General features: G+C 37.3%; 5 protein-coding genes. 3 read left to right on the top strand and 2 right to left on the bottom strand.

Features of this window, described 5'->3' with window-relative positions; genetic code table 11:
• The first annotated feature begins 322 nt into the window (after positions 1–322).
• From AB1422_16485 to AB1422_16475, 3 genes are all read left to right on the top strand, one after another.
• Positions 323–1519, top strand: coding sequence for a sodium:calcium antiporter (locus tag AB1422_16485; protein ID MEW6620904.1), 1197 nt, complete (start codon positions 323–325; stop codon positions 1517–1519).
• Between the two features lie 85 nt (positions 1520–1604).
• Entirely contained in the window at positions 1605–1796 is a 192-nt protein-coding gene (locus AB1422_16480; GenBank protein MEW6620903.1) for a GxxExxY protein, read from the top strand.
• A 102-nt stretch (positions 1797–1898) separates the two neighbouring features.
• Positions 1899–2789, top strand: a complete 891-nt coding sequence (locus AB1422_16475) for a phosphoribosylaminoimidazolesuccinocarboxamide synthase (GenBank protein MEW6620902.1) — start codon at positions 1899–1901, stop codon at positions 2787–2789.
• 25 nt (positions 2790–2814) lie between these two features.
• On the opposite strand, the gene AB1422_16470 is transcribed toward AB1422_16475, so the two are convergent.
• Complete coding sequence (locus AB1422_16470; GenBank protein ID MEW6620901.1) at positions 2815–3801, bottom strand: tetratricopeptide repeat protein; 987 nt, start codon at positions 3799–3801, stop codon at positions 2815–2817.
• 55 nt (positions 3802–3856) lie between these two features.
• A complete protein-coding gene (purF, locus tag AB1422_16465; protein MEW6620900.1) occupies positions 3857–5272 on the bottom strand; it encodes an amidophosphoribosyltransferase in 1416 nt (471 codons plus the stop codon).
• Between the last annotated feature and the right edge of the window lie 4 nt (positions 5273–5276).

The raw sequence follows: 5276 nt of genomic DNA, 5'->3' as shown, positions 1-5276 counted from the left end.
TAATAATTAATTTTTTAATTTTATTTTCAACCCCCACCCCCCAATCTTGGGGGCTTTAATAAGGAATTAGGATTGTGGCATTCAAAATGACCAACAATATATATTATACGAGGACGATGAAAATAGTAGGTAGGAGATAGAAGATGGGAGGTAAGGAGATAGGCGTGAGGAGTGATGTTTTCTTTACTTTCTACTCTCTACTCTCTACTTTCTACTTCCTATTTTCAGGGGAAAATTGAGCATAGAGATTAGAGATTAGCAAAAGTGCAGGTTCTAATTCACTAATTCTCTAATCTCTAATTAACTATTTTCAGGAGAAGGTATGAAAAGAAATTGGTTTATACTCTGGGGCACAATTTGTCTGCCTATAATTTGGGTAATCTTAAGAATTTCAGGCTGGGATTGGGAAGTCTATTCGATTTTGACCGTGTGTCTTTCCGGCATAGGAATTGTCTGTGCGGCATTTTTACTCTGCTGGGCATCTGAATCCGCTCAAAAAGATGTCTCCCAGGTTTTAGCCTTAGCCTTTTTAGCCTTAATCGCCGTCTTGCCTGAATACGCCGTGGATATGTATTTTACATGGATGGGAGGGAAAAATCCATCTTATATTCCGTATGCCACCGCAAATATGACCGGCGCCAATCGACTCTTAATAGGATGTGGTTGGTCTCTTGTTGTCATCCTTTACTGGATAACGAAAAAGGCTCCAGGTATTGAATTGGAAGAATCACATAAAATAGAGTTATCATATCTGTGTATGGCGACTTTGTATTCTTTTATTATTCCTATTAAAGGCTCTTTAGCTATATTTGATGCGATAATTTTTGTATTACTGTTTGTCCTGTATATCACCTCAGCCGCCAGGGCAAAAATAATCGAACCAGAACTCATTGGTGTGCCAGAAAATATTGGTAATCTTCCTCAGACGACAAGACGAATAACAGTTATCTCCTTATTTTTATATGCGGGATTTCTTATTTTCATTTCCGCAAAACCTTTTGCCGAGGGATTAATTACTACAGGTAGAATCTTTAAGATAGAAGAGTTTATCCTTGTCCAATGGATAGCCCCACTTGCCTCTGAGGCGCCTGAGCTTATTGCCGCTTCTTTGTTTGTCCTCAAAGCACAACCTACCATGGGATTAGGAACTTTAATCTCCTCCAAAGTAAATCAATGGACACTCCTTGTTGGACTAATACCGGTTATTTTCTGTATCTCCAGTGGGAAGATAGAATTGATGTGCATAGATGACCGACAAAGAGAAGAGATATTCCTTACCGCGGCACAGTCTGCCTTTGCAGTCTCAATTCTGGTTAATCTCCATCTGTCGGTAAAAGAGGCGTTGATTATATTCATCCTGTTTTTTACTCAATTACTACTCCCTTCAAAAGAAATACGGTTGATTTATAGTTTCCTTTATTTAATCTTAACCATTTTTATTTTAGTTAAAGATAAGACGCGATTAAAAGGTTTGCTTTCGTTGATTGTGGAAGGATTATTAATTAAACGGAAGGGGTAAATGTGTAGTTTAGACTTTTGATTTTTGATATTTGTAACCGTTCAGGTGGTCCTTTACCGCAGAGACGCAGAGGAACAGAGAAGATATGGAAATAAATCAGATAACAGAAAAGATTATTGGTGCAGCCATTGAAATACATAAAACATTGGGAGCAGGTTTGTTGGAATCTGCCTATGAAGAATGTTTATGTTATGAGTTATCAATATTAGGGTTACATTTTAAAAGGCAGGTTGAATTACCTGTAAGATACAAAGGAGTTAGATTAGATTGTGACTAAAGCGTATCGTCCATAAATTTTAATTTTCTTCTCTGCGTCTCTGTGGCATCTTGCGGTGAACGGTTACAAAATCCAAAATAAGGGAATTGAGGTGAATGAGAAATGGAAGAACTGATAATTTTGGAAACTGATTTAAAAGACTTAAAATCTTATTCTAAGGGTAAGGTGAGGGATATTTATGAATTTGATGGTAAACTTCTAATCATCGCCACGGATAGAATTTCAGCCTTTGATGTCATTCTGCCAAATGGTATCCCACATAAAGGTAAAGTGTTGACTGCCCTCTCTTTATATTGGTTTAATCGGACAAAGGATGTTATCAACAATCATTTAATTACCGGCGATGTAGAAAAATTTTCAGGAGAATTCTTTCCCTATAAGCATTTATTATCCGGAAGGTCAATGTTAGTCAAAAAGGCGAAACCATTACCAGTAGAGTGTGTCGTGCGGGGATATTTAAGTGGTTCAGGCTGGAAGGAATATCAACAAACCCAATCTGTCTGCGGAGTTGAACTGCCAACAGGACTTACAGAATCCGCAAAATTACCTGAACCTATCTTTACTCCAGCCACAAAGGCAACATTTGGACATGATATTAATATAACTGAGATGGATGTCCAGGATATGGTTGGAGTTGACACGACAAAATATTTAAAAGAGATAAGTTTGAAGATTTTTGAATTAGCCAGTAACGAGTTAGAGGCAAAAGGACTAATCCTGGCTGATACGAAATTTGAGTTTGGAATTTGTGAAGATAAAATTATTTTGATAGATGAACTTTTGACATCTGATTCATCCCGTTTTTGGACAATGGATGATTATTGTTCAGGTAGAGCTCAGGTAAGTTTTGATAAACAATTTGTCCGAGATTACTTAGAAAAAATCAACTGGGATAAAAATCCCCCTGCCCCAACACTTCCAGATAGCATAATAAAAAAGACCTCTGAAAAATATCTTGAGGCATACAGAAGAATAGTGCCTCTTCAAGATTGAATTCGTGGGAACTATCAGGCTGAGATTAAGGAAGTGAATGGAAGAATATCTCTATTATCTTCATCAGGATTGAAATTATCATCCCAATAATCGCCAGGATAGTTAATATTTTTATGGACATATTCTTTGCCTTTATTTTTCTCCGGAAAGATGTATCTGTTTTAATCCTTTCCACATAACCTGATTTTTCTTCAATGGTCTTCTCAATTCTTTTTAACCTAACTAATTCAGCAGGGGGGAATTCCTCTTTCGCCCTTTGACGATAATTATTTATTGCTTCTGCAACCTCTTTCAATTTAGCCAGAGCCTGGTCATATTTATTCGTCGCAACAAGATTTTCGCAAAGGTCTATATAAGATTCAAAATGGTAAGGGTCTATTTTAATATTATTTTCAAGTAAGGTAATTGCTCTGGCTGTTTTACCATTCAAAAAATATGCCCGTGATAAATATCTTTTGTTCGTCAGATGATTGGGGTTATACTGAAATGCTTGCTCAAAAAAGATTATTGCCTTTTTTTCGGATTTTTTAATTAAAAAGATGCAACCAAGCACAAAATATGCCTCAAAATTAGTCGAAAGTTGCCTGATGACTTCCTTAAGTTGTTTTATGGCTTTTTTTAATTCAACTTGCTGAAGATAAATATAGGCTAAATTCAACCGTGAGATAACATCAGCCGGGTTATAGCCTAATCTATCTCTATACTCCTTTTCATCATTAAGGGCTGGGTCAGGAAAATTGGCAAAGATTTCTGTAGTTAAATCTATCGTGGCATTAGGCGAATTATTCAGGATTTGATGTAAAATTTGACAATATCCTTTTGTGTTTGAATCAAATACAGGCCGATAAATATCCGTAATATTAACCTCGGATGTGGTAATGGTGGTTATAAACCGTCCTGATCGTTGGTCATATTCAGTCGTAAGCCCAAGGACATCATCCCAACCAATCGTAGATTTTAACCAGAGCATATTTAATTTTATTCCCTTATCATTTATCTCAATCCTCATCATTTCTTTTAATCTGTAAGACACCGTTGAGGTTATGTGTAATGGAAATCAGGTAGCATTAAAAAGGCTTACCTTTTCCTTTAATCGGATACTTTCCATTGAAACAAGCCAGACAAAAAGTTTTAATAGAATCTTCAATAGGTCTTAGAAGTCCCTCAATACTTAAATACCCCAGGGTATCTACATTCATAAATCTTTTTATTTCTTCAAGGGAGTAATTTGCGGCGATTAATTCCTTTGTCGTTGGGGTGTCAATTCCATAAACACAAGGGAATCTGATAGGTGGGGAGCTTATGCGGAGATGTATTTCTTTTACACCTGCCTTGTGAAGCAGATTCATTATTTTCTGACAGGTAGTTCCGCGAACAATGGAATCATCAATCACAACCACTCTTTTATCTCCTATCACTTCACGCACTGGATTTAATTTTATCTGGACACCTAATTCTCGAATTGATTGTTTTGGGTCAATAAATGTGCGGCCGACATAGTGATTACGCATCAATCCTAATTGATACGGAATTTTAGATTCTTCAGCAAAACCCAATGCCGCCGATACCCCTGAATCCGGAATGGGAATAACTACATCTGCTTCTATGGGATATTCTTTCGCTAATTGTCTGCCTAATTCTTTTCTTATCAGATAGACATTTTCACCAAAGACCTTACTATCAGGTCGAGCAAAATAGATAAATTCAAAGATACATTGTGCCTCTTTTTTAGGCAGGAGTTTTTCTTCAGCAAAGAGGTCACATTGAGAGGAAGGAATAGCCTGTAAAGATTTCAATCCTTTGCGATTGATAACAACCATTTCCCCAGGTTCGACATCACGAAGATATTCCGCTCCAATTAAATCTAAGGCACAGGTTTCTGAAGCAAAGATATATGCCTTTCCCAGTTTGCCAATACATAACGGTCTAACTCCATAGGGGTCACGAATTCCAATTAATTCATCTGAGGTCATTAATAACAGCGAGTATGCCCCTTTAACATTTGACAGGGCATCTCTTATGGCATCATGTAATTGTGGCATTTTAGAATGGGTGATAAGCTGGATAATAACTTCTGAGTCTGATGTCGTTTGAAAAGTAGCCCCTTTTCTTCCTAATTTAGAGCGTATCTGTGTAGTATTAACCAGGTTACCATTATGTCCGATGGCTAATTGGCCTTTTGAAGAATATATCGTCAGTGGTTGGGCATTTTCAGCTCGACTACCGCCAGTCGTAGAATATCTAACATGCCCCATCGCTATTTTGCCAGGTAATTCTCGGAGAGATGGGGTGTTAAATACTTCTGTCACCAGCCCCATTCCACGATGAGGAATTAATTCCTTCCCATTTGAAGTAACAATCCCGGCACTTTCTTGTCCACGGTGTTGTAAGGCAAATATACCAAGATATGTTAATCTGCCTGCCTTTGGATGACCATAAACGCCAAAAATGCCACATTCGTCTCTGAATTTATCCTCTTTCATATCC

The sequence above is a fragment of the bacterium genome (assembly GCA_040757115.1).
Taxonomy (GTDB): domain Bacteria; phylum UBA9089; class CG2-30-40-21; order CG2-30-40-21; family SBAY01; genus JBFLXS01.
Note: the sequence above shows the minus strand (reverse complement) of the source record. Positions and strands in the feature narration are given on the sequence as shown.

Excerpts from the sequence above, each read along its gene's own strand:
- AB1422_16485 (MEW6620904.1), top strand. The coding sequence starts at position 323 with ATGAAAAGAAATTGGTTTATACTCTGGGGCACAATTTGTCTGCCTATA.
- AB1422_16480 (MEW6620903.1), top strand. The coding sequence starts at position 1,605 with ATGGAAATAAATCAGATAACAGAAAAGATTATTGGTGCAGCCATTGAA.
- AB1422_16475 (MEW6620902.1), top strand. The coding sequence starts at position 1,899 with ATGGAAGAACTGATAATTTTGGAAACTGATTTAAAAGACTTAAAATCT.
- AB1422_16470 (MEW6620901.1), bottom strand. The coding sequence starts at position 3,801 with ATGATGAGGATTGAGATAAATGATAAGGGAATAAAATTAAATATGCTC.
- purF (MEW6620900.1), bottom strand. The coding sequence starts at position 5,272 with ATGAAAGAGGATAAATTCAGAGACGAATGTGGCATTTTTGGCGTTTAT.